A 20,926-nucleotide genomic window follows, 5' to 3' on the forward strand; every position below is an offset into this window, starting at 1 on the left:
GATCTCTGCCCGACCCCTTGATCGGGCAGCGCGGATGTGTGGGGGCGGGCCCTTCAACGGCCCGCCCCCGGGTGGTGCGGTCAGTCGTGGACGTGCAAAGGCTTGCCCGCCAGTGCCAGGTGCGCCTCCCCCAGCGCCTCGGACTGGCTCGGGTGCGGGTGGATCAGCTGGGCCACCTCGGAGGGCAGGGCCTCCCAGTTGTAGATCAACTGGCCCTCGGCGATCAGTTCGCCCACGCGGCTGCCGACCATGTGGACGCCCAGTACACGGCCGTCCTTCTCCGCGATGACCTTCACCGCACCCTGGGTCTGTAGGATCTGGCTCTTGCCGTTGCCCGCGAGGTTGTAGTTCATCTCCACCACGTCGTGACCGCGTTCCTTGGCGACCTTGGAGGTCAGGCCCACGGAGGCCACCTCGGGCTCGCAGTAGGTGACGCGGGGGACACCGTCGTAGTCGATCACGGGCGGGTTCTGCCCCGCGATGTGCTCGGCGACGAAGATGCCCTCGGCGAAGCCCACGTGGGCGAGCTGGAGGGTGGGGATGAGGTCGCCCACGGCGTAGATGTCGCCCACGCCCGTGTGCAGGTTCTCGTCGACCTGGACGAAGCCGCGGTCCAGGGTCAGCCCCTGCTCCTCGTAGCCCAGCCCCTCCGACACGGGGCCACGGCCGATGGCGACCAGGAGGACCTCGGCCTCCAGGGTCTTGCCGCCCTGGAGGGTGACGGTCACCCCGGAGTCGGTGGTCTTGACCGACTCGAACGGGGTCCCCAGCTCGTACTTGATCTTGCGCTTGCGGAAGGCCCGCTCCAGCAGCTTGGAGCTGGACTCCTCCTCGGCCGGCACCAGGTGGGGCAGTGCCTCGACGATGGTGACGTCGGCGCCGTAGGAGCGCCACACGCTGGCGAACTCCACACCGATCACACCGCCGCCCAGGACGACGACCGACTCGGGAACGCGGTCCAGGTCCAGGGCCTGGTCGCTGGTCATGACCTTCTCACCGTCGATGTCCAGGCCCAGGGTCTTGGGCTTGGAGCCGGTGGCCAGCAGGATGTTGCGGCCCTTGTAGACGGTGCCGTCGACGGTCACCTCGTCCTTGCCGGTCAGCCTGCCCTCACCCTCCACGAGGGTGATCTTGCGTGCCTTGACCAGGCCGGTCAGACCCTTGAAGAGGCCGTTGACCACCTTGTCCTTGTACTTGTGCACGGCCTCGATGTCGATGCCCTCGAAGGAGGCCTTGACACCGAAGGTCTCGCTCTCCTTGGCGGAGTCGGCGACCTCGGCGGAGTGCAACAGGGCCTTGGTGGGAATGCAGCCTCGGTGCAGGCAGGTGCCGCCGAGCTTGTCCTTCTCGATCAGGACGACGCTCATGTCCAGCTCCGCGGCGCGCAGTGCCGCCGCGTAGCCGCCGCTGCCGCCGCCAAGGACGACGAGGTCGAAGGTGCCGCCGCTCTCACTCACGGGAACGAACTCCTTTGTGGTGGCTGGTGATGGGTGATGGGCCGTGCCCGGACCGGGGACGGAGTTCACGGCCGCGGTGACCGGAAGGGGCGGGCGTTCCGGCTCATGGGAGGCCCGCCCTCTCCGTGGGGACTATTCGGCGTATTCCTCGGCGATGCGGACCAGGGTGCGGGTGCCCGCACCGGTGCCGCCCTTCGGGGTGTAGCCGTACGGGCCGCCCTGGTTGAAGGACGGTCCCGCGATGTCGAGGTGCGCCCACTTGACGCCGTCCTCGATGAACTCCTTGAGGAAGACGCCAGCGGAGAGCATGCCGCCCCAACGTTCGCTCGACACGTTGGCGATGTCGGCGACGGAGGAGTCCAGCCCCGAGCGCAGCTCCTCGGGCAGGGGCATCGGCCAGGAGGCCTCGCCGGCGGTGCTCGCGGCGGAGACCACCTGACTCCGCACGTCGTCGTCGTTGGCCATGACGGCGAACACCCGGGTGCCGAGGGCGACCAGTTGGGCTCCGGTCAGGGTGGCGATGTCCACCACCAGGTCCGGCTCGTCCTCCTGCGCGCGCACCAGGGCGTCGGCCATGACCAGGCGACCCTCGGCGTCGGTGTTGAGCACCTCGACGGTCTTTCCGCCGTAGATGTTCAACACGTCGGAGGGGCGCTGGGCGGTGCCGCTGGGCATGTTCTCGGCCACGGCCAGGTATCCGACGGCGTTGACCTTCAGGTTCAGGGCGGCGATGGCGCGCATGGCGGCGAGCACGGAGGCGGCGCCGGCCATGTCGGACTTCATCCAGTCCATGGACCCGGCGGGCTTCAGGGACAGGCCGCCGGAGTCGAACGTGATGCCCTTGCCGACGAAGGCGACGGTCCGGGTGGCCTCCGGGTGGGTGTGGGACAGGCGCACCAGACGGGGCGGGTTGGCCGAACCCTGGCCGACACCGATCAGGCCACCGTACCCGCCCTCGGACAGGGCGCGCTCGTCCAGGACCTCGATCTGTAGACCCGCCTGCTCGGCGACCTCCCGGGCGGTGGCGGCCAGGTCCTCGGGGACCAGGTCGGTGGGCGCGGTGTTGACCAGGTCGCGCGCGAGGATGACGGCCTGGGCCAGCACGGTGGCGCGCTCGACGGCCTTCTGGGAACCGGCGGAGGAGGAGGCGAGCACCAGTTCGGTGGTGGTGTCGCCCTTCTTGCCCTCGCCGGTGCGGTAGCGGCCGAAGGAGTAGGAACCGAGCCAGGCGCCGAGGGCCACGGCCTCGGCCTCGGCCTCGCTCTGGGCGGGCAGGGCCAGGAGGACGCGACCGGCGCCCTCGGGGCGCGAACTCAGGGAGCGCAGCGCGACGCCGGCTGCGCGGGCCAGGATGTCGGGGTCGACGGGGCCGTCGGAGGGCGCCGGGCCGAGACCGACCGCGACGACGACCGGGGCCTTGACGGCTCCGAGGGAGGCAATGGTGTGCACCTCCTCCGGTGTGCCGCTCGCTCCCAGAAGCGACAAGGTCTGGGCGAGGCCGCCGGAGAAGGCGGCATCGACGTCATGAGCGCCCGACGCGGGCTCCGGAGCGTCGCCTCCGGAGTGATAACCGACGACAACCGCGTCGGCGTCGAGCGAACTGGGGGACTCCGTATTTACTGACAACGACGTGCTCACGGTCCCGATGCTAGTCGCCTCACACGACCGGCGGCGACGCGGCGCCCCGGGCTCTGGCGTGGCCCTGTGCGCGACCACCGCGCCTCGGGGTCACCGGGGACGGCTTTCACGCGCGCGGGCGCTGAGGAGGGCTCTGGTCGCCGACGGGGGGCATTGTGCGCCATCACCAGGGGCGACTCCGGTTTCCCGGGTGCGGAGCCTGTGAAACCCTGTGTGAAAAAATGTGATGATCACGACACCGGAAAGGGTGCAAAAGCCAGAAAAAGGTAAAAAACGCCTGTTGGCGGTCGACTCTGGTGTTCATCACCGAGAAACCGGCACACCGATGAACGACCCGTCTCAGGTGGAGGCCGCCGCGGCCACCACGAGGGCCGCCGTGGACGCCGACTCCACCAAGGCGCCCAGAACGTCACCGGTGATCCCGCCCAGTCGCCGCACCGCGCGACGCAGCAGGCCGGCCGCCACCAGTAGGCCCGCCGCGGCGGCCAGGACACAGACCACCGCGAACCCCGGCGCGTGCGCCCGACCGGTCAGGCACAAAGCCAGGGTGAACACGGTCGCCACCAGTGCTCCGGGCAGGCGTACGGTTCCCGCCACGAAGGCGCCCAACCCCTCCGCGCGGGCCGAGGGCACACGGGAGGTGCACGCCAGGGTCGCCGCCAGTCGGCCCACCGCCCCGGCCACCGCCGCGCCCGCCACCACCGCCTGCGGTGAGGCCTCCGCCAACCGACCCAGGGCCAGCACCTGTGCGGCCAGGACCAGGATCAGGGTGATCACCCCGAACGGCCCGATGTCGGAACGCCTCATCACCTCCAGGGCACCCTCGGCCGGACGGCCGCTGCCAAGGCCGTCGGCCAGGTCCGCCAACCCGTCCAGATGCAGCCCTCGGGTCAGCAAGGCCGTCAGACCCACCGCCAGGACACCGGCCAGGGGAGCGGACCATCCCGCGACCGTACCCACCGCCGCCACCACGCCGGCCAAGGCGCCGAGGAACGCGCCCACCACGGGAGCCGACACCATCGCCCAGCCGGCCGCGGCGCGGTCGACCCGGCCCGCGCGTACCGGAAGGACGGTGAAGGTCCCCCACGCCATCCGAAGCCCCGCCAGGGCGTCCGCGGGGCCCGAACGCCGGGCGGGGTCACCGGCACGCCCGGCGGTCCCACCGGTCACGTGAGCTCCACGACGCGGCCGGCGGCCACCAGCACCACGTCCTCGGACTCGGCCCCCACCCACTGGTTCAGCCGTCCCAGGTGGTCGCGGAACAACCGCCCCGCCCGAGTGGCGGGGACCACCCCCGAGCCGACCTCGTTGGTGACCGCCACGACATAGGCCCGGGTGGTCCGCCAGGCCTCCGTCAGCCCGCGCATCGCGGACTCCACTCTTTCCTCGGCGTCGGAGGGCGGGGACTCCTCCCACAACCCCGCATCGTCCATCACGGCGGCCAACCACGTGCCCAGGCAGTCCACCAGGACGGCCCCCCGGGATCGTCCGAGCACCGCGACCAGGTCGGTGGTCTGTTCGGTGTCCCACCATCGGGGGCGACGTCGCACGTGCCGGTCCACGCGCTCGGCCCACTCGGGATCCTTCGCCGGGTCGGGCGCCGGGCCGGTCGCCGCGTACAGCACCTGGGGCTCGCCCATCAGGCGCAACTCGGCCTCGGTGGACTTGCCCGAACGCGCGCCTCCGGTGATCAGCGTGCGGTACGGGCCGGGCGGGCGCGATCGCGGCCACACCGTGGGCGGACAGGACAGCACCTGGCCGTCCCCCGGTACCAGCGCTCCCCACAACCGTGCCCGGCGGGCGAACTCCTGCGGGGAACGGACACGGTGGTCGCCGCCGACCGCCACCACCGCCGTGGTCGCCCCGACCACCCCCGAGCGGCGCAGTTCGCCGATGGTCTCGGGGCGCTGGGCGACGTCCACGATGGCCATGTCCACCTGCCGCTCGGGACGGACCGAGGAGAAACCGGAGGAACCCTCCGGCCGCGCCCGCACCGGTGGAACTCCGGGGAGGGGGGAGGGGCCCGTGCGCGCGTACAGGAGCCTGCCTCCGTCGGCGCCCTCCACCAGGACGCCGTCGGGGGTGTGCGTCACCGAGTACCCGGGGGGCGGAGAACCGACGACACCCCCCTCGTGAACGCGGAAGCGGTCGTCCACGGTCACCCGAAGGGGGAGACGTCGCTCGGCCAGGGCCTTGTTGCAGGAGGCGCAGGTGCACTGCGGGGCGGGCCATCCCGAAGGTCCCGCCGTCCCCAGAAAACGGATACGCACCCACATGAGTAAACCGCATGCTCGGCCACGCTTTGGTTAAGCTCGGTACAGGATCACGGTGACCGGCACCGTGGCCCGCCTCACGAAGGAGCGGCCGAACATGGCGTGGACCTGGCGGTACTACGAGGCCGACGGCTCCGAACCCGCGGAGAGCGACCTGCCCTCGGAGTCGTTCACCTCGCGGGGCGACGCCGAGAGCTGGCTGGGTGAGAACTGGCGAGAGCTCGTCGAGGGCGGTGTGGACCGGGTCGCCCTGTGGGAGGAGGAGGGGAAGGTCTACGAGATGTCCCTCGAACCGGTGGAGTAGAGCGAACCCCTTTCGGCCCCGCCCGGCCCGGGACACGCCCGCCCCGGACGCCGCGCCCCCGACACCGGGGCCGCGGCCCTCGTCGTGGGAGCGGGCCCGTGGTCGAGGACGACGAAGGCTCCGGCCACCTCGGGTGACCGGAGCCCGACGGACCCGGAAAGGACCGGCTAGCCGCGGACGTTCTCGGGACTCTTGGTCAGCGCGGGGTCACGCTGGACGCTGTCACCGAGGATCTCGTCGATGCGGGTGAGCAGTCCCTGGTCGAGTTCGACACCGGCGGCCTTGACGTTGCCCTCCACCTGCTCGGGACGCGAGGCGCCGATGATCGCGGCCGACACGTTCGGGTTCTGCAACACCCAGGCCACGGCCAACTGGGCCAGTGACAGGCCGACCTCGGCGGCCAGCGGCTCCAACGCCTGCACACGCTCCAGCAGCACCTGGTCCTCCAGGTGGCTCTGGAGGAAGCGCCCCGTCGTGGGGTCGGCGGCGCGGGAACCGGCGGGCAGCTCCTGGCCGGGCTTGTACTTGCCGGTCAGCAGGCCTCCCGCGATCGGCGACCACACGAGCTGCCCGATGCCCTCACGCTCGCACAGCGGGACGACCTCGGACTCGATGACCCGCCAGAGCATGTTGTACTGCGGCTGGCTGGAGATGATGCGGTCGAACCCCATCTCGTCGGCGATCTTGAGGGCCCTCTCGATCTCCTCGGCGCGCCACTCCGAGACGCCGACGTAGAGGACCTTGCCCTGACGGACAAGGTCCTCGAAAGCCCGCATGGTCTCCTCCAACGGGGTGGAGTGGTCGAACCGGTGCGCCTGGTACAGGTCCAGGTAGTCGGTCCCCAGGCGACGCAGGGAGTCCTCCGCGCTGCGGATGACGTGCTTGCGGGACAGCCCCCGGTCGTTCTTGCCCTCGCCCATGGGCCAGAAGACCTTGGAGAAGATCTCCAACCCGTCCCGGCGCTGACCCTTCAGCGCACGACCGAGCACCTCCTCGGCCCTGCCCTGGGCGTAGGCGTCCGCGGTGTCGAAGGTGGTGACACCGGCGTCCAGGGCCGCCTGGACACAGGCCTTGGCCGTGTCCTCCTCCACCTGGGAACCGTGGGTGAGCCAGTTCCCGTAGGCGATCTCGCTGACCATGAGACCGCTGTTGCCTAGATGCCGAAATTCCATGCCGGGCACTCTAGTAGGCGATCACGGCACCTCGCGAGCTCCCGCCCCCCCGCGCTGAGAACGCTCCCACCGGGGCGACGGGGTGGTCCGCGGCGGGCGCCGGGCGCCACGCGCCCCGTCCCGTTCGTCCCGAAGGGTGCCGGGACCTCCCTAACGGACGCCGCGCGGGGTGGGGTCCTCGCGGAGCTTCAGCCGCGGTTTGGGCAGACGCAGACGACGGAACTGCAACTGACGCATGGCCGCGTACATCCCGGCGCCCTTGACCGTCGGGTCGTCGGGGAAGTACTCGGAGGCGCGCCTCTTGACCGTGCGGCCCGTCATGACGCCCTCGGCGACGATGGTCACCATCATCAGCGGCCACGCGACGTAGGCCACCCCGACCTGGAAGAGCGGGTCGTTGATGAACAACAGGGCGATGATCACGATCGAGAACGGAAGGAAGAACTCGCTGGCGCTACGGCGCGAGTCGACGTAGTCGCGAGCGAAGGCGCGGGCCTCACCCATGTCCTGCTGGCGGTAGTAGCGCGCCTCGTCCTTGGGCACGCCCTTGAGGGCGCTGGAACTCGCGGGACCGCGCCCACGTTGACGTTCGAGACGTTCCCGGTAGGCCCGATAGGCCTCCTTGCGCGTCTCGGGCGCCTTGAGTGGTTTGCGTGGGAGTGGCTCGGATTCCCTGCGTTTTGGGGTGGGGACACCCTTCTTAGGGGTGTATCCCTTAGGTTGGGTGGCCTCAGTGGCCTCGGGGCTGGCGGATTCGGCAGTGGCCGGATCCGTGTCTGCGGAAGCGGAACGACGTCGGAACACACCCACAGGGTAGCCGCTCGTCGTTTTATGGCGACCGCGGACCAGACCGCGTAGGGTTGGGCAAAGCGCCCGCTGGGAACAGCCGATGTACGCACCGAGAAGGGGACGGCCACGCCGATGAGCGTGTTTCAGCGACTTTCGATGATCTTCAAGTCCAAGGCCAACAGGGCCCTGGACTCGGTCGAGGACCCAAGGGAAACCCTCGATTACTCTTACCAGAAACAGCTTGAGCTCTTGCAGAAGGTGCGTCGTGGTGTGGCCGACGTCGCCACCTCCCGCAAGCGGGTCGAGCTTCAGATCCAGCAGTTGGAGCAGCAGTCCAACAAGCTCGAGAACCAAGGACGCGCCGCACTGACCCAGGGTCGGGAGGACCTCGCCCGCGAGGCCCTGACCCGGCGTTCGGGACTGGCCTCGCAGATCGAGAGCCTGCGCGAGCAGCACGCCAACCTCCAGGGCGAGGAGCAGAAGCTCACGATGGCCGCGCAGCGCCTACAGGCCAAGGTGGACGCCTTCCGCACGCGCAAGGAGACCATCAAGGCGACCTACACCGCCGCCCAGGCCCAGACGCAGATCAGCGAGGCGTTCTCGGGCATCTCCGAGGAGATGGGCGACGTCGGTATGGCCGTCCAGCGCGCCGAGGACAAGACCGCCGAGATGCAGGCCCGTGCGGGCGCCGTCGACGAACTCCTCGCCTCGGGTGCGCTCGACGACGTCACCGGCACGGCCCGGGACGACATCCAGAGCGAGCTCGACCGCATGGCCAGCACCACCGGTGTCGAGGCCGAGCTGGAGCGCATGAAGATGGAGCTCGAAGGCGGAGGCGGTGCCTCCACCCCCCAGATCGAGGGTGGTAACGGCACCGGCAACACGGGCAACCGGGAGGGCGCGTGATCGTTCGCATCATGGGTGAGGGGCAGCTCGACCTCACCGACGCCGACCTGGACCTGCTCAACTCCTTCGACTCCGCGCTGGAGTCGGCCATCGAGTCGGGCGACGAGGCCACGTTCCGCCAGGCGCTCCACGACCTGTTGGAGAAGGTGCGCGAGGACGGCAGGCCGTTGCCGCCCGACGCCTTGGAGCCCTCACAGTTCATCCTTCCGCACGCCGACGCCACCATGGAGGAGGTGCGGCAGATGCTGCAGGACGACGGACTCATCCCCGGCTAGGACGGGACACGTCCGGGCGCACCGTTTCCGTCCAGGTGCGCTCCAGGACGAGAGGGGTGGGCCCGACAGGCCAGGCCACGGCCGGTCGAGCCGCACTCGGTGCCTGCGTGCGCATGTTTCCGGGCCGCCGTGACCTTCGGGGTCACGGCGGCCCCGTCGTACCCGGGAGCCGTCGCCTTCGGGGCACGTGCGGGGAACCGCGGCCGGATTCTCCTCCGTTGGAGGGGTAGGGGCCGGAGCAGGGGGAGTGCGGGTCCCGTGGCGGTGGCACCGCGGCACGTCGAGGGGCCGCCCGCCCTTTCCCACCTGTGCGAACCAGACTCCGAGACAGTCGAAGCGTCGGCGGGAAGGACCACGGCATGGCCGGTTCCAAGTTCAGAGCTGACCGAGGGCTGACCACCCGCATGGTGATGACCATGAGCCTGCTCGCTCTGGTCTACGCGGCTTTCATCGCCGGACTGATCCTGGCCGGCCTCAACGTGTGGCTGGTCGTGCTGATCGTCGTCGGCTTCGCCCTGTTCAGCTATTTCGCCTCGGACAAGATCGCCATGTTCTCCATGGGAGCCAAAGAGGTCTCCCCCGAACAGGCGCCTGAACTGCACGCCATGATCGACCGGCTGTGCGCCATGGCGGACATGCCCAAGCCCCGTGTGGGGATCGCCGACACCGACGTGCCCAACGCCTTCGCCACCGGACACAGTCAAAAGTCCGCGGTCGTCTGTGTGACCACGGGCCTCATGCGTCGCCTGGAGGGCCCGGAGCTGGAGGCGGTCCTGGCCCACGAGTTGTCGCACGTCGCCCACCGCGACGTCATGGTGATGACCATCGCCGGGTTCCTCGGCATCGTCGCCGGATTCCTCACCCAGGCGGGACTGCGCTTCGCCATGTTCACCGGGGGAGCGCGCAGCAACAACGGCGGCCCGGCGCCGGCCGTGGTCGCCCTGTTGGTCGTCCTGGTCAGCGCGGTCGCCTGGGCGCTCAGTTTCCTCCTCACCCGTGCGCTGTCCCGCTACCGGGAGCTGTCCGCCGACCGCGCCGCCGCCTACCTCACCGGACGGCCGTCCACGTTGGGCAGCGCCCTGACCAAGATCACCGGGGACATGGCCCGCATCCCCACCCGGGACCTGCGCCAGGTGGAGCCGTTCAACGCGTTCTTCTTCGCCCCGGCCTTCTCACGTAGGGGGTTCAGTCTCGGTCAGTTGATCGCCACCCACCCGCCCGTGCAACAGCGCCTGGCACAGCTGTCCGACATCTCCCGACAACTCGGCCGAGGAGCCTGACACGACCGACCCCGGCCGACCGGACGGGACCGATCCCGCTCCACCACGACCTCAAGGACCAAGGGAGCACGATGAGTTTCTGGCGAGCCCTCCTGGGGCGCTCCGCACCGGCCAAGCCCGACCTCGACGCCCTGTTCGGCCTGCCTTCGGCAGCGGTCACCCTACGGGCCGCGTCGGGCTTCCACCCCGTCGGGACCGGCTCCGTCGCCTTCCGAGCGTCCGAGGGCGCCGCCTTCGCCGAGCTGGAGCGCGACGTCACCGAACTGCTCAACGCCGGGGAGGGGCCGCCCGTGGAGCAGACCACCGACGACTACGGCTACACCTGGCTCGTGCTCCGCGCCTCGGACCCGGCCGCTCGGAGCGCGGAGGCGGCTCCCGACATCACCGGCCTGGTGACCGATCTGCACGCCGTCAACTCGACCTTGGAGGCCAACGGGTACGGGCCCTCACTGTTGTGCTCCCTGGTCGGCTTCACCGACGGGGAGCGCTCCCTGGCGTTGGTCTACCTCTACAAGCGAGGCACGTTCTACCCCTTCGCCCCCACAGGGGCCGGACGGCGCCGTGACAACGCCCTCGAACTCCAGATCGAGGCGGCCATCGGCGACGACCTGCCGCTGGAGAAGGACCGCTCCCGGTGGTTCCCCGTCTACGGGGCGCCCGGGCTCTGAGAAGGGGCGTACGGTTCCGCCCAGGGCTGCTCCGAGCCCGAAGAATGTGGCCTGGCACACTGGGGCCGTGCGTATCCTCATCGCTCCTGACAAGTTCGCCGGCACTCTCTCCGCGCTCGAGGCCGCCCAGGCCCTCGCCGACGGTTGGCACCGGACCGACCCCTCCGCTCGCACGGAGCTGCTTCCGCTCTCCGACGGCGGCCCCGGGTTCGTGGAGGTGCTGCACACCGCACTGGGAGGGAAGGTCCACCAGGCCGAGGTGACCGGTCCCCTCGGCGCACCCGTGGTCGCGGAGTACCTCCTGCACGACGACACCGCCTATGTGGAGAGCGCCCAGGCGTGCGGCCTCCACCTGGTCCCCGCCGACGAGCGCGACCCCGGCCGCACCACCAGCCGTGGAGTGGGCGAACTGGTCTCCCACGCGATCCACGCCGGTGCCCGGACCGTGGTCGTCGGCCTCGGAGGAAGTTCCACCAACGACGCCGGGGCGGGGTTCCTCGCCGCCCTCGGGGCCACGCCCACCCGTCACCTGGGCCAGGGCGGCGCCGCCCTGGCCGAACCGGTCGACCACCTCGACCTCGAACCGGCCCGCGCCGCCCTGGCGGGGGTCCGCCTCGTCGCCGCCACCGACGTCGACAATCCCCTGCTCGGCATCCACGGCGCCAGCGCCGTCTTCGGCCCGCAGAAGGGCGCCGACGCCGACCAGGTGCAGCGCCTCGACGTCGCCCTGACGGCCTTCGCCGACCGGGTCGACCCCGAAGGAACCGTCCGAGGGATCCCCGGTGCCGGTGCGGCGGGCGGTCTGGGTTTCGCCCTGCTCCTTCTGGGCGGGACCGTGGAGTCCGGTGTCGGTCGTGTGCTCGCCTCCGTCGGGCTGGCCGAGCGGCTGTCCGGCGCCGACCTCGTCATCACGGGGGAGGGCTCCTTCGACTCCCAGTCCCTGAGGGGCAAACTTCCCCACGGCGTCGCCCGGGCCGCCAGTGAGCACGGCGTCCCCTGTGTCGTCGCGGCCGGAGTGGTCAAGGTCGGCCGTGCCGAGGCCGCCGTCGCCGGGATCACCGAGACCTACTCCCTGGTGGAGTCCGCAGGTTCGGTGGAGGCCGCCATGAGCCGTTCGGCGGAGGAGCTGCGTGCCCTGGCCGCCGACATCGCCCGCCGCTGGTCGGGGTGACCGTCCACGGGACCGCACGGTCCCGCGACCCCTCCTCCGGTGGGCCGGCGACGGGGGCGCCCCCATTCCGAGAGCGGCGTCTCCGCCGGAGGGGTCGTCCCTCCGCCCGTGACGGCACACGAAAGCGCCCCGGGTTCTCCCGGGGCGCTCTCGGCGGTCGCTCGACGGTCAGGCGGTGGGCCCGAGTGGTTCGGACCCGAGCCTCGTCCACTAGTCGTTCAGCGAGTGCTCCTCGTAGGCGAGGATCTCGTGACCGTCGTCTCCGTAGTGGAAGATCTCGAAGGTCGCGGCGGTCGGGTCGCCGTTGTCGTCGAAGTCGATGTTGCCGCTGGCGCCCTGGTAGTCGATCTCCTCACCGTCGGCCAGCAGGTCCCGGCACTCGGCGAAGGAGGTGCACTCGGTGCCCTCCGGGCGGCTGATGTTGGGCAGCTCGGCCACGTAGTCGGAGGCGTTCACGCTGCCGGCGGCCTCGGCGGCCAGGGCGATCGCGACGACGCAGTCGTAGATCTGCGGGGCGAACTGGAACGCGGTCAGGTCGGGGGCGAACTCGGTCAGCCCGCTGTTGAAGTCCGGGTTGTCCGCGCTCGGGGCGATGCCGGTGATGCCGTTGACGCTGTCGGGGTCGTCCTGGTTGACGGTCTCACCCAGGCTCGGGTCGTTGAGGCCGTCGGTGACGAAGAGCTGCTCGCCCTTGACACCGCCCTCCAGCATCTGCGCGATGACCTGCGCACCCTCCTCGAAGGCGATGAGGGCGACGGCGTCGGGCTCCTTGTTGCCGACGTTGTTGACGACCGAGTCGAAGGTCGTGGCCTCGGGGTCGTAGGTGTCGTTGGTGACGACCTCGGCGCCCAGGCCTTCCAGCTCCTGCTCCAGGGCGCTGGCGTAGCCGCCGCCGTAGTCGTCGGCGCGGGCGACGATGGCCACGCTCTGGTAGCCCTCGTCCACGATCTTGCGGGCCATCACGACGGCGGAGAGCAGGTCGCTGGGCGCGGTACGGAAGTAGTAGCCGTTGTCGTCGATGTTGCTCAGCTCGGCCGCGGTGTTGGAGCCCGAGCACTGGACGATCTCTGCGGCGGTGATGGTGTCGTAGGTCGCCTGGGTCATGCCCGAGGCGGCGGCGCCGATGACGGCGTTGACGCCGTCGGAGACCAGGGAGTTGGCGGCCTCGTTGGCCTGGGCGCTGTCACCGGCCTCGTCGGCCTGGATCACCTCGGGGACCTCGGTGCCGAGGATGCCGCCGGCTTCGTTGATCTCGGAGATCGCGTACTCCACGGAGGCGATCTGGGGCGGGCCGAGGAAGGCGAGGTTACCGGTCTGCGGGTAGAGGAGACCGTAGGTGAACTGGTCGCCGCCGCCGTCGCCGTCGCCGCCACCGTTGCCATCGTCGCCACACGCGGTCAGGCCGAGGACAAGGGCCGCGGTTGCGGCAGCGAGGCCTAGGACCTTCTTGCTTGCCATGATCGTGGGTAACTCCGTTCAACCGGCGAAACACGCGCTGAGATGGACGCGCGTGCTGATGGACGTGCTTCCTGATGTCCGCGATGTGTGGCATGACTTAATCAGGAGCGTTAGCGGAGCTTAATCACGAAACTTCCGACTCGGAAAGCGGGGACAGGTCGTTGGTGCCGACTCGCTGTCATGCTGTTATGGCTCTGTAGTCATCGGCGCCGTCCCAGGGGCGGCGTTTGCACAGATCGCGGCCATCCGTAGGCGTGGGAGGACGAACTGTCGCGACAGGTGCGCACGGCGAAGCCCGACCGTCGAGAGACGGTCGGGTGAAGGGCTTCAGTCGGACTGCGCGGAGTCGTGAAGCACTCCTTCTTCGCGTGGAGGAACTTCACCTCGTCCGAAAAGCCCGACGCCGCGTTCTTCCGTTTTCCCTGCCTAACCGACTTTCCTCACGCGGTCGGCATCTCTCGCAACATGCAGGTGAGTCGGGACGTGCACACTTTGCGGTCCTCTTCGTCGGTGATGACGATCTCCCAGGTGGCCAGGGTCCGACCGAGGTGCACCGGCGTGGCCACCCCGGTCACGTATCCCTCGGTGGCCGAACGGTGGTGGGTGGCGTTGATCTCGATGCCGACCGCCACCTTCCCGAAACGATCGGCGTGGGCCGTGGCGCCGATCGACCCCAGGGTCTCGGCCAACACGCACGAGGCGCCCCCGTGCAGCAGCCCGAAGGGCTGGACGTTGCCCTCGACGGGCATGCGCCCCACCACGCGCTCGGTGGAGACCTCGGTGACCACGATGCCCATGCGCTCTCCCAGGCCGCCCGACAGGGAGCCGCCGTCGAGCATCCGCCGCATCGCCTCGGAGTCCGTCGTCATAGGTGTGCCTTCCGATCGCATGGGAGGAAGGCCTGCTGCGGACGTCGCGGGAGTCCCGCCTCCGAGCCCGTCCTCCCCGTCGTTCCCGCGGTGTGGCCGCGAAGTGTCCACCCCGCATCCTAGGATCTGCTTGTGGTGACCAAGCGAGAGACCCCCGAGCAGACATCCCAGGCCGGAGCCGCCACAGGCGGAGCGGCCCCCTCCGGCAGCGGTGGCCGGCGACCCCGGCTCCTCCTCCTGGACGGCCATTCGATGGCCTTCCGCGCGTTCTTCGCCCTGCCGGTGGAGAAATTCGGCACGAGTACCGGGCAGTCGACCAACGCCGTCTACGGCTTCACGTCGATGCTGGTCAAACTACTGCGCGACGAGGAACCGACCCACGTCGCGGTGGCGTGGGACCTGTCGGGCCCCACCTTCCGGCACGAGGAGTACGCCGACTACAAGGACGGCCGCTCCGAGACACCGCCCGACTTCCCCTCCCAGGTGCCGCTCACCCAGGACCTCATGCGACTGATCGGTGTTACGAACCTGTCCGCGCCGGGCTTCGAGGCCGACGACGTCATCGCCACCCTGGCCCATCAGGGGGGAGAGGCGGGGATGGAGGTGCTCATCGCCTCCGGGGACCGTGACGCCTTCCAACTGGTCACCGACTCCTGCACCGTCCTCTATCCGGGCAAGAGCCTGTCGGATCTGCGCCGCATGGACCCCGCGGCGGTACAGGACAAGTACGGTGTCCCCCCCGAGCGCTACCGCGACCTGGCCGCCCTGGTGGGGGAGAAGGCCGACAACCTGCCGGGTGTGCCCGGTGTGGGTCCCAAGACCGCGGCCAAGTGGATCACCAAGTACGGATCCGTGGACGAGTTGGTCGCCCGCGCCGACGAGATCACCGGCAAGGCGGGGCAGAACCTGCGTGACCATCTGGACGACGTGCTGCGCAACCAGCGTCTGAACCTTCTGGCCACGGACGTGGAACTGGGCGTGGACGTCAGGGAACTGGGTCTGGGCGAGGCCGACAGGGCCGGGATCGACGCACTCTTCGACAACCTGGAGTTCGCCTCCAACCTGCGTGAGCGCCTCTACTCCGTCATTCGGCTGGACGGGGGCGAAGAGGAGGTCGCGACCGCGGGGACCGAGGGTCTTCGCGTCGACCTGACCGTGGCCGGGACCGGTGAACTGGCCACCTGGCTGAACCGGCACGCCGCCCCCGCCGGCGACACCCTCACCCCCACGGCCCCCGCCGGGCTGGCGGTGGACGGTACGTGGGGCGCGGGCACCGGACGTGTGGACGCGCTGGCGATCAGCGTGCCCACGGGGGAGGCCGTCTTCGTCGATCCCACCGTGCTGGACCCGGCCGACACCGAGGCGCTGGCCGCCTTCCTGGCCGATCCCGACCGGCCCAAGGCGGTACACGAGTACAAGGGTCTGTCGTTGGCGCTGGGAGCGCACGGATGGACGCTGGGCGGGGTGATCAGCGACACGGCGCTGGCCGCCTATCTCGTTCAGCCGGGACAGCGACGTTTCGACCTGTCCGACCTGTGCCGCAGGTACCTGGGTCGGGAACTGGAGGAGACCCCCTCCGGAGACCAACTGACACTGGACCTGGGCACGGACGACGAGGCCGAGTCCGGTGACCGGTACCTGCTGGCCGTGCGCGCGAGCGCCACCCGCGACCTGGCCGCCGTGCTGGCGGCCGAACTCGACAAGCGGGGCGGCACCCATCTGTTGCACGAGGTGGAGCTGCCCCTGGTGGACGTGCTGGCGCGCATGGAGCGGGCCGGGATCGCGGCCGACCGCGCCTACCTCGAAGACCTCCAGGGCGAGTTCGCCGCCGCGGCGCGCGGCGTGGTGGAGCGGGCGCACGAGGTGGTGGGCCGCGAGTTCAACCTCGGCTCTCCCAAACAGCTCCAGCAGGTTCTGTTCGAGGAACTGGGTCTGCCCAGGACCAAGAAGATCAAGACCGGCTACACCACCGACGCCGACGCGTTGGCGTGGTTGGCGGCGCAGACCGACAACGAGCTCCCCTCGCTCCTGTTGCACCACCGTGACCAGACCAAGCTGCGCACCACGGTGGAGGGGCTGATCAAGACGATCGCCGACGACGACCGCATCCACACCACCTTCAACCAGACGGTGGCGGCGACCGGGCGGCTCAGCTCCACCGATCCCAACTTGCAGAACATCCCGATCCGCACGGACGTGGGACGCCGTATCCGACGGGCGTTCGTCGTGGGGGAGGGCTTCGAGGAACTGCTCACCGCCGACTACAGCCAGATCGAACTGCGCATCATGGCGCACCTGTCGGGCGAACAGGCGCTGATCGACGCCTTCAACAGCGGATACGACTTCCACGCGCAGATGGCGGCACAGGTCTTCGGGGTGAAGGTGGAGGAGGTCGACGCCGAAGCCCGCTCCAAGATCAAGGCGATGAGCTACGGCCTGGCCTACGGGCTGAGCGCCTACGGTCTGTCCCAGCAGCTGGGGATCACCCCGGAGGAGGCCAGGGGCCTGATGGAGGACTACTTCGCGGAGTTCGGGGGCGTGCGCGACTATCTCAACTCGGTGGTGGAGGAGGCCCGTAGGGTCGGCTACACCGAGACGATCCTGGGGCGTCGCCGTTACCTGCCGGATCTGACGAGCGACAACCGGCAGCGTCGGGAGATGGCCGAACGCATGGCGTTGAACGCGCCCATCCAGGGGTCGGCGGCCGACATCATCAAGGTGGCCATGTTGCAGGTGGACGCGGCGCTGACCGAGAGCGGCCTCGATTCCCGGGTGCTCCTTCAGGTGCACGACGAACTCGTGGTGGAGGTCGCTCCGGGCGAGCGCGAGGAGGTCGAGAACATCCTGGCGCACGAGATGGGTTCGGCCTATGATCTGCGTGTTCCCCTGGCGGTCTCGGTCGGCAGCGGACAGAACTGGCACGACGCCGCGCACTGACGGCGCGGCGCGTGGGTCGACGGCGTGAGGAGGCGGGAGCGGTGACGGCGCGAGGCAGGGCCACCGAAGGACTCCAGGTGGGTCCGGTCACCGTTCCCGCCGAAGCGCTCTCCTGGCGTTTCTCGCGCTCCTCGGGGCCGGGAGGCCAGCACGTCAACACCTCCGACACCAGGGTGTCGCTGTCGTTGGACGTGGTCTCCTGTACCGCCCTGGGGGACACACGGCGCCGACGTGCGCTCGAACGGCTCGGTGAACGCCTGGTCGACGGCGTGCTGACGGTGACGGTGCAGACGCACCGCTCACAGCTCCGCAACCGGCAGGAGGCCAGGGAGCGGATGGCCGCCCTGTTGGAGGAGGCCACGGCGGCGCCTCCACGCAAGCGGCGCCCCACGCGCCCCGGCAGAAGGGCCGAGCAACGTCGGTTGGACGCCAAGAAGCGACGGGGCGCCGTCAAACGGTCACGTTCCCGTCCCCCCATGGAGTGACCGCGACTCCGCCCCGTACGGTCTTTTGTGTTTTCCGTCACACTCTCGTCGGAGGGGTGTCGCTTCCCGGCCCCGAACACGACTTGCCGTCCGGACGTGGGAGTACCCTCCAGTTGATCTTGGCCACCATGCTCGGGTAAATTGCCGCCATTGCGGTCTACGTCGGGTTGGCTGCCCGGGGTTCCGATTGACCAGGACGCCCTTGTCTCATACTCTGGTCTGAGCGTTGTGGGTTCGTTTTGGCGTCCGCTGTCCCCGGTTTGGACGGCGTACGGCGCTGCCCGATCGGTCTCTCCGGACCCGGCGGACGGTGGTCAGGCGACTCTTGAGTCGTCCCGACCCTGCTTCTCACCCTCCGGAAGGGGTCGATGGGGCTCGAATCCACGCGTGCCCATCTTCTGAATCTGTCCGTATCCGGAGTCCACCCACAAATGACGAGCAGCACCGAGGCCACCTCGACACCCCAGGTAGCGGTCAACGACATCGGGTCCGAGGAAGCCTTCCTCGCGGCGATCGACGAGACCATCAAGTACTTCAACGACGGTGACATTGTCGAGGGCACCATCGTGAAGGTCGATCGAGACGAGGTCTTGCTCGACATCGGCTACAAGACCGAGGGTGTGATTCCCTCCCGGGAACTCTCGATCAAGCACGACGTCGACCCCGGTGAGGTCGTCGCGGTCGGCGACCCGGTCGAGGCCCTCGTCCTCCAGAAGGAGGACAAGGAAGGCCGTCTGATCCTGTCCAAGAAGCGCGCCCAGTACGAGCGCGCCTGGGGCACGATCGAGAAGATCAAGGAAGAGGACGGCGTCGTCACCGGCACCGTCATCGAGGTCGTCAAGGGCGGCCTCATCCTCGACATCGGCCTGCGCGGCTTCCTGCCCGCCTCCCTGGTCGAGATGCGCCGCGTGCGCGACCTACAGCCCTACGTGGGACGCGAGCTCGAGGCCAAGATCATCGAGCTGGACAAGAACCGCAACAACGTGGTCCTGTCCCGTCGTGCCTGGCTGGAGCAGACCCAGTCGGAGGTCCGCCAGACCTTCCTCAACACCTTGCAGAAGGGCCAGATCCGCAAGGGCGTCGTCTCCTCGATCGTCAACTTCGGTGCGTTCGTGGACCTGGGCGGCGTCGACGGACTGGTGCACGTGTCCGAGCTGTCCTGGAAGCACATCGACCACCCGAGCGAGGTCGTCGAGGTCGGCCAGGAGGTCACCGTCGAGGTCCTCGACGTGGACATGGAGCGCGAGCGCGTCTCCCTGTCGCTCAAGGCGACCCAGGAAGACCCGTGGCAGCAGTTCGCCCGGACCCACCAGATCGGCCAGGTCGTTCCCGGCAAGGTCACCAAGCTGGTTCCGTTCGGTGCGTTCGTGCGCGTGGAGGAGGGCATCGAGGGCCTGGTCCACATCTCCGAGCTGGCCGAGCGCCACGTGGAGGTGCCCGAGCAGGTCGTCCAGGTCGGCACCGAGATCTTCGTCAAGATCATCGACATCGACCTCGACCGCCGCCGCATCAGCCTGTCGCTGAAGCAGGCCAACGAGAGCGTCTCCCCGGACCAGGTGGACTTCGACCCCACCCTGTACGGCATGGCCGCGGAGTACGACGAGCAGGGCAACTACAAGTACCCCGAGGGCTTCGACCCCGAGAGCGGCGAGTGGCTCGAGGGCTTCGAGGCGCAGCGGGACGAGTGGGAGCGCAGCTACGCCGAGGCCCAGGCCCGCTTCGAGGCTCACCGCAAGCAGGTCGAGGAGGCCCGCGCGGCCGAGGCCGACGCGGCCAACGCGCCCGCTCCGGAGGAGGAAGAGGACTACACCGGCGGCACGAGCGCCGGCTCCTCGTCCTCTGAGTCCTCCAGCGGCGCCCTGGCCTCCGACGAGGCCCTGGCCGCCCTCCGCGAGAAGCTCGCGGGCGGCGAGTCCTAGACCGCGGGTCCGTGAGGACGCGCTGACAGCCCCGAAGGGCCGTTCCCTCTCCGGAGGGGGCGGCCCTTCGCCCTTCCACGGTGCGGGGGGCGGATCCCGTGGCGTCCGCGTCGTAGGGTCGGTGGGGCGCCTCCGGAACGGGGGCGCGTCGAGGAGGAGACGTGTTCGACATCCACCAGGCCGTCCCCGCCGACGCCGGAGAGATCTTCACCCTGCAACGGGCCGCGTTCGTCGACGAGGCGCAGGCCTTGGGAGACCCCTTCGTCCTACCGCTCACCGAGAGCCTGGGCAGAGTGGAGAGGCTGTTGGGTCTGGAGGACGTCCTCGTGCTCAAGGCGGTGTCCGGGACACGGTCGGTGGGGACGGTCCGCGCGCGGGTGAGGGGCACCGGAGCGCTGGTCGCCCGCCTGGCCGTGGCCCCCGACCTGCGCCGCCGTGGAATCGGACGCGCTCTCTTGGTGGACCTCGAACACCGGCTACGGGAGCGCCATCCTCAGCTCACCTCCCTCACCCTGTCCACGGGGGCCCAGGACGCGGGCCCGCAACGGCTCTACCGGGGACTCGGATACACCGAGACCTCCCGTGAACGCGTCGCCGACCACCTGGTCCTGGTGCACATGCGCAAGGAACTGATGCCGAAGCCGACGGATGGGGGCACGGTCATCGGACGGGGAACGGTCGTCTAGGGTTCTCCTCATGCTCACAGTGGGACTCACCGGTGGCATCGGTTCGGGAAAGAGCGCGGTCGCGGCCGAACTGGCCGCCCACGGCGCCGTGGTCATCGACGCCGACGCCATCGCCAGAGAAGTGGTCGAACCCGGCACCCCCGGACTGGCCGCGGTGGTCGACGAGTTCGGGGAGGAGGTGCTCACCCCGGAGGGTCGGCTGGACCGGGCGAGGCTGGGCGAGATCGTCTTCGCCGATGAGGAGCGTCTGGCCGGACTCAACGCGATCGTGCACCCCCTGGTCGGCGAGCGCAGCGCCCGACTCATGGAGGAGGCTAAGGCCTCCGGGACCGAGGTCGTGGTCTACGACGTCCCGTTGCTGGTGGAGAACGACCTGGGATCGCTCTATGACGTCGTGGTCGTGGTCGACACCCCCGACGAGGTCAGGGTGGAACGGGTGGCCACCGGCCGGGGCATGCCGCGCGACCAGGTGTGGGCGCGTATCCGGGCACAGGCGGACAGGGAGACCCGCCTGGCCGCGGCCGATCTGGTGATCGACAACTCCGGAACGTTCGATGAGCTCAAGAAGCGGGTGGCCCAGGTGTGGCGCGAGCTGCTCGCCCGCACCTAGCCGAACGGGCGTCCTGTCCGAACCGACCC

General features: G+C 69.7%; 19 protein-coding genes. 11 read left to right on the plus strand and 8 right to left on the minus strand.

The window, feature by feature from the left end; genetic code table 11:
- Nucleotides 1-80: 80 nt before the first annotated feature.
- The 4 genes from lpdA to PFX91_RS06470 form a co-directional block, all read right to left on the minus strand.
- Nucleotides 81-1,457, minus strand: coding sequence for a dihydrolipoyl dehydrogenase (gene lpdA / locus PFX91_RS06455; protein WP_285730176.1), 1,377 nt, complete (start codon nucleotides 1,455-1,457; stop codon nucleotides 81-83).
- A 132-nt stretch (nucleotides 1,458-1,589) separates the two neighbouring features.
- Nucleotides 1,590-3,095: a leucyl aminopeptidase gene (locus tag PFX91_RS06460; RefSeq protein ID WP_285730178.1), complete on the minus strand. Its 1,506-nt coding sequence runs from the start codon at nucleotides 3,093-3,095 to the stop codon at nucleotides 1,590-1,592.
- Nucleotides 3,096-3,434: 339 nt separating this feature from the next.
- The gene (locus PFX91_RS06465) at nucleotides 3,435-4,187 is read right to left on the minus strand and encodes an adenosylcobinamide-GDP ribazoletransferase (protein WP_285730458.1); all 753 of its coding nucleotides are present in this window, start codon (nucleotides 4,185-4,187) and stop codon (nucleotides 3,435-3,437) included.
- A gap of 74 nt (nucleotides 4,188-4,261) precedes the next feature.
- Entirely contained in the window at nucleotides 4,262-5,257 is a 996-nt protein-coding gene (locus PFX91_RS06470) for a bifunctional adenosylcobinamide kinase/adenosylcobinamide-phosphate guanylyltransferase (RefSeq protein ID WP_285730460.1), read from the minus strand.
- A 208-nt stretch (nucleotides 5,258-5,465) separates the two neighbouring features.
- Between PFX91_RS06470 and PFX91_RS06475 the strand changes: the two genes are divergently transcribed.
- On the plus strand, nucleotides 5,466-5,672 hold the full coding sequence (locus PFX91_RS06475) for a hypothetical protein (RefSeq protein ID WP_285730179.1): 207 nt from the start codon (nucleotides 5,466-5,468) through the stop codon (nucleotides 5,670-5,672).
- A 167-nt stretch (nucleotides 5,673-5,839) separates the two neighbouring features.
- Here PFX91_RS06475 and PFX91_RS06480 read toward each other — a convergent pair whose 3' ends face one another.
- Nucleotides 5,840-6,844, minus strand: coding sequence for an aldo/keto reductase family protein (locus PFX91_RS06480; RefSeq protein WP_285730180.1), 1,005 nt, complete (start codon nucleotides 6,842-6,844; stop codon nucleotides 5,840-5,842).
- Nucleotides 6,845-6,994: 150 nt separating this feature from the next.
- A complete protein-coding gene (locus PFX91_RS06485) occupies nucleotides 6,995-7,648 on the minus strand; it encodes a DUF3043 domain-containing protein (RefSeq protein WP_285730181.1) in 654 nt (217 codons plus the stop codon).
- Between the two features lie 117 nt (nucleotides 7,649-7,765).
- Between PFX91_RS06485 and PFX91_RS06490 the strand changes: the two genes are divergently transcribed.
- The 5 genes from PFX91_RS06490 to PFX91_RS06510 all read left to right on the plus strand — a co-directional run bounded on the left by PFX91_RS06490 (nucleotide 7,766) and on the right by PFX91_RS06510 (nucleotide 11,933).
- On the plus strand, nucleotides 7,766-8,539 hold the full coding sequence (locus tag PFX91_RS06490) for a PspA/IM30 family protein (RefSeq protein ID WP_285730182.1): 774 nt from the start codon (nucleotides 7,766-7,768) through the stop codon (nucleotides 8,537-8,539).
- The gene (gene pspAA / locus PFX91_RS06495) at nucleotides 8,536-8,814 is read left to right on the plus strand and encodes a PspA-associated protein PspAA (protein ID WP_285730183.1); all 279 of its coding nucleotides are present in this window, start codon (nucleotides 8,536-8,538) and stop codon (nucleotides 8,812-8,814) included. The genes PFX91_RS06490 and pspAA overlap by 4 nt, the downstream gene beginning before the upstream one ends.
- Nucleotides 8,815-9,173: 359 nt before the next feature.
- Complete coding sequence (gene htpX / locus PFX91_RS06500) at nucleotides 9,174-10,094, plus strand: zinc metalloprotease HtpX (protein ID WP_285730184.1); 921 nt, start codon at nucleotides 9,174-9,176, stop codon at nucleotides 10,092-10,094.
- 71 nt (nucleotides 10,095-10,165) lie between these two features.
- Nucleotides 10,166-10,762: a PspA-associated protein PspAB gene (gene pspAB, locus PFX91_RS06505; RefSeq protein ID WP_285730186.1), complete on the plus strand. Its 597-nt coding sequence runs from the start codon at nucleotides 10,166-10,168 to the stop codon at nucleotides 10,760-10,762.
- Between the two features lie 67 nt (nucleotides 10,763-10,829).
- Entirely contained in the window at nucleotides 10,830-11,933 is a 1,104-nt protein-coding gene (locus tag PFX91_RS06510; RefSeq protein ID WP_285730188.1) for a glycerate kinase family protein, read from the plus strand.
- A gap of 210 nt (nucleotides 11,934-12,143) precedes the next feature.
- Here PFX91_RS06510 and PFX91_RS06515 read toward each other — a convergent pair whose 3' ends face one another.
- Together PFX91_RS06515 and PFX91_RS06520 are read right to left on the minus strand one after the other, a co-directional pair.
- On the minus strand, nucleotides 12,144-13,391 hold the full coding sequence (locus tag PFX91_RS06515; protein WP_285730190.1) for an ABC transporter substrate-binding protein: 1,248 nt from the start codon (nucleotides 13,389-13,391) through the stop codon (nucleotides 12,144-12,146).
- Between the two features lie 440 nt (nucleotides 13,392-13,831).
- On the minus strand, nucleotides 13,832-14,260 hold the full coding sequence (locus tag PFX91_RS06520) for a hotdog fold thioesterase (RefSeq protein WP_285730191.1): 429 nt from the start codon (nucleotides 14,258-14,260) through the stop codon (nucleotides 13,832-13,834).
- 132 nt (nucleotides 14,261-14,392) lie between these two features.
- On the opposite strand from PFX91_RS06520, the gene polA reads away from it, so the two are divergent.
- The 5 genes from polA (at nucleotide 14,393) to coaE (ending at nucleotide 20,897) form a co-directional block, all read left to right on the plus strand.
- Nucleotides 14,393-17,197 carry a DNA polymerase I gene (gene polA, locus PFX91_RS06525; protein ID WP_285730192.1) on the plus strand — a complete coding sequence of 935 codons (2,805 nt, stop codon included), beginning with the start codon at nucleotides 14,393-14,395 and terminating at the stop codon, nucleotides 17,195-17,197.
- A 41-nt stretch (nucleotides 17,198-17,238) separates the two neighbouring features.
- The gene (gene arfB / locus PFX91_RS06530; protein ID WP_285730193.1) at nucleotides 17,239-17,682 is read left to right on the plus strand and encodes an alternative ribosome rescue aminoacyl-tRNA hydrolase ArfB; all 444 of its coding nucleotides are present in this window, start codon (nucleotides 17,239-17,241) and stop codon (nucleotides 17,680-17,682) included.
- 431 nt (nucleotides 17,683-18,113) lie between these two features.
- The gene (rpsA, locus tag PFX91_RS06535) at nucleotides 18,114-19,601 is read left to right on the plus strand and encodes a 30S ribosomal protein S1 (RefSeq protein ID WP_285730195.1); all 1,488 of its coding nucleotides are present in this window, start codon (nucleotides 18,114-18,116) and stop codon (nucleotides 19,599-19,601) included.
- A 161-nt stretch (nucleotides 19,602-19,762) separates the two neighbouring features.
- Nucleotides 19,763-20,287, plus strand: a complete 525-nt coding sequence (locus tag PFX91_RS06540; protein ID WP_285730197.1) for a GNAT family N-acetyltransferase — start codon at nucleotides 19,763-19,765, stop codon at nucleotides 20,285-20,287.
- A gap of 10 nt (nucleotides 20,288-20,297) precedes the next feature.
- A complete protein-coding gene (gene coaE, locus PFX91_RS06545; RefSeq protein ID WP_285730198.1) occupies nucleotides 20,298-20,897 on the plus strand; it encodes a dephospho-CoA kinase in 600 nt (199 codons plus the stop codon).
- Nucleotides 20,898-20,926 lie beyond the last annotated feature (29 nt).

This window comes from Nocardiopsis sp. ATB16-24, assembly GCF_030271535.1.
Lineage (GTDB): Bacteria > Actinomycetota > Actinomycetes > Streptosporangiales > Streptosporangiaceae > Nocardiopsis.

Coding starts and splice junctions, on each gene's coding strand:
- PFX91_RS06490 (WP_285730182.1), top strand. CDS start 7,766: ATGAGCGTGTTTCAGCGACTTTCGATGATCTTCAAGTCCAAGGCCAAC.
- PFX91_RS06465 (WP_285730458.1), bottom strand. CDS start 4,187: ATGGCGTGGGGGACCTTCACCGTCCTTCCGGTACGCGCGGGCCGGGTC.
- PFX91_RS06475 (WP_285730179.1), top strand. CDS start 5,466: ATGGCGTGGACCTGGCGGTACTACGAGGCCGACGGCTCCGAACCCGCG.
- coaE (WP_285730198.1), top strand. CDS start 20,298: ATGCTCACAGTGGGACTCACCGGTGGCATCGGTTCGGGAAAGAGCGCG.
- PFX91_RS06520 (WP_285730191.1), bottom strand. CDS start 14,260: ATGACGACGGACTCCGAGGCGATGCGGCGGATGCTCGACGGCGGCTCC.
- htpX (WP_285730184.1), top strand. CDS start 9,174: ATGGCCGGTTCCAAGTTCAGAGCTGACCGAGGGCTGACCACCCGCATG.
- pspAB (WP_285730186.1), top strand. CDS start 10,166: ATGAGTTTCTGGCGAGCCCTCCTGGGGCGCTCCGCACCGGCCAAGCCC.
- rpsA (WP_285730195.1), top strand. CDS start 18,114: ATGACGAGCAGCACCGAGGCCACCTCGACACCCCAGGTAGCGGTCAAC.
- PFX91_RS06480 (WP_285730180.1), bottom strand. CDS start 6,844: ATGGAATTTCGGCATCTAGGCAACAGCGGTCTCATGGTCAGCGAGATC.
- PFX91_RS06515 (WP_285730190.1), bottom strand. CDS start 13,391: ATGGCAAGCAAGAAGGTCCTAGGCCTCGCTGCCGCAACCGCGGCCCTT.